Origin of the sequence: Salinivibrio sp. IB282, assembly GCF_001995685.1 — a bacterium.
Classification (GTDB): Bacteria; Pseudomonadota; Gammaproteobacteria; order Enterobacterales; family Vibrionaceae; genus Salinivibrio; species Salinivibrio kushneri.
Genome location: NZ_MUET01000141.1, coordinates 1 through 1962, shown reverse-complemented (window position 1 = coordinate 1962; position 1962 = coordinate 1). Strand labels below are relative to the sequence as shown.

Sequence of the window (1962 nt, the reverse complement as noted above, 5' to 3'; positions counted from 1 at the left end):
GATTTCTGGTCCTCACGGACCATGCCCTGACTAAAGGGATTAAGACCATGACGGCGTCCACACGATACCGTATTCCAGCGCGTCCTCACGGACCATGCCCTGACTAAAGGGATTAAGACTTTAGTTGGTTAACAAGTGGATATTGGTTTTCAATGTCCTCACGGACCATGCCCTGACTAAAGGGATTAAGACGATATGGGATTGTTGCGGTGCTCTTTTGAGTTGAGGTCCTCACGGACCATGCCCTGACTAAAGGGATTAAGACTAGTCTTTCCACGCCTGCTCTGTGTGTGACGCTCGGTTCTCACGGACTATGCCCTGACTAAAGGGATTGATAGGCAGTGCCTAGGTCCTAGAATCCTAGGTCCTAGGATCTTGATTCCATGCCCTGACGAAAGGGCACCTCCTTGTGCTTGATTTTTCTGCCATCACCAATTGGTGATCCGTGCGCTGGCGTCGAATAATCGATAAGATTATCCTCATCAGTTGCCCGCGATACTGGGCAGCGTTTAGCGACCCATTACCCCAGCCCCATAAGGAGATGCCATGCAACACGTCCATATCAATCTGGTCTCGAACCAACTGCTCCCGAATCTTATTCCCGCACTGGGCGACAACGCCTGCACGCATGTGATCCTGGTGCTTGGCGATCACACGCTCAAAGCGCGCGCCGAGGCGTTAGCCGATATGTATCGTGATCGCGATATTGAAGTGACACTCTTTGAAGGCCGTAGTAGTCATGATGTGGCGGCGCTGAAACAACAAGCGCGCGAGGTGATCGATCGTCTCAGCACCGAGTTTGCGGATATGCGCTGGATATTGAATGCCACCGGCGGCACCAAACCCATGTCACTCACCTTTACCAACGCGTTTAACCAATACAACATCATGGCCAAAGCGCACGCGGAGCCAGGGCAAGATCCCAATTGGGCGTTAATCATTTATACCGATAGCCAAAACAAAGCGATTCCGATCTTAAACGACGAAGACGGGCTGCAGTTGCCTCCCTTGCCTTATCAGTCGGTGCTCAGCTTGGATCAGTTGCTTGAAGCCAATGGCTTTATGATGACCGACGCCATTGATGCCACCAACGATGACGCGGTGGTGGCGCGTGAAGCCTTGAGCCGGTTTTTAGCCAAGCACTATAGTAAGGAGAAAAACCCCCAGATGCTCGGGCAGCTACAATTTCACGCGAGTGAGGCAGCCAAAGATTACCCGAATACGGCGACCCAAATCCTTTCCCACGCGCCGTTCAATACATGGRCCAAGCTCTATCAACGATTGGCGGATGAAGGTTTGATTAAATGGAGCGAGGGAGAACAGGAGATCACCTTTACCAGCTATGAGGCATGCCGCTATTTAGCTGGAATGTGGCTAGAGGAATTAACCTACCTACTTGCCAAAGGCGCCGGGTTTGAAGAAGTGATGATGAATGTGGAAGGTGTATGGGGCGATCGCCGTGATCGCGCAAACTTTCTAACTGAAAACACCGCGAGTAAAGGTAAAAACAACGAATTTGATGTGTTAGTGCGCCACAATAATCAGCTGTTAACCATCGAATGTAAGGCAGTCAATTGGCAATCTAAATTTGCCAACAGCCAAGATGTGACCCAAAAACTGGATAACCTGAGCCGTAAGTTGGGGGGGGTATATGGGCAAAGCTTATTAGTGAGTGTTTATGCTTGTCCTGATGCAATGCGCAACCGTGCTAACGACGTCAATATTGCGCTTTGCGAGCCGGTCACGATCAAAGCCATTGAGGCCGCGCTGGCTAAGTGCCAACAAAACATGCGCTAGCATAGAAGGATGCGGGTAGGAGTCAGTGCGGCATGATCTATTTGGTAACACGCCATCAAGGCGCCGTAGAATGGTGTGCAAGACAAAATGTGCAGGTGGATGCGTGGCTCCCTCATTTGGATGTTGAGACGATTCAAGTTGGCGACACGGTGATCGGTACGTTAC

Annotated in this window: 2 protein-coding genes and 1 CRISPR repeat array; both genes read left to right on the top strand. The window is 50.8% G+C overall.

What is annotated here, in order from left to right; all coding sequences use genetic code 11:
* Positions 1-8: 8 nt before the first annotated feature.
* Positions 9-338: direct repeats of the CRISPR family, unit length 38 nt; unit sequence GTCCTCACGGACCATGCCCTGACTAAAGGGATTAAGAC.
* Between the two features lie 208 nt (positions 339-546).
* Positions 547-1797, top strand: coding sequence for a Card1-like endonuclease domain-containing protein (locus BZG14_RS15170; RefSeq protein WP_077609145.1), 1251 nt, complete (start codon positions 547-549; stop codon positions 1795-1797).
* Positions 1798-1829: 32 nt separating this feature from the next.
* On the top strand, positions 1830-1962 hold a 133-nt coding region (csx16, locus tag BZG14_RS16160; RefSeq protein ID WP_077609144.1), incomplete at its 3' end, for a CRISPR-associated protein Csx16.